We start from the raw sequence: 246 nt of genomic DNA, 5'->3' as shown, positions 1-246 counted from the left end.
GACGCCAGCGCCAGGGAGTGGCAACAACGCTTCACCCGGTTACTGGATGACCTGTTCGCCCCGGTGGACGAAACCGACCAGACCCTGGATGCGGGTCTGCGCGACGCCCTCAACGACTGGCTGGCGGCCTGCGCCGAAGCGGATTTTGACAGCGTCCTGCCTCTCACCGTGGCCCGCCGCCCGCTGCTCGATGCCCTCAACGCGGAAGGCCTGTCGCAACGGTTCATGGCCGGGCGCATCAACGTC

At 67.5% G+C, this 246-nt stretch carries 1 protein-coding gene; it reads left to right on the top strand.

From position 1 onward, the window contains the following. The coding region (locus A3714_RS07435) for an exodeoxyribonuclease V subunit gamma (RefSeq protein ID WP_156493843.1) at nt 1-246 on the top strand (246 nt) is incomplete at both ends.

Origin of the sequence: Alcanivorax sp. HI0007 (assembly GCF_001635525.1) — a bacterium.
GTDB lineage: Bacteria > Pseudomonadota > Gammaproteobacteria > Pseudomonadales > Alcanivoracaceae > Alcanivorax.
The sequence above is the reverse complement of the archived record's forward strand: the minus strand, read 5'-3'. Positions and strand labels throughout refer to the sequence as shown.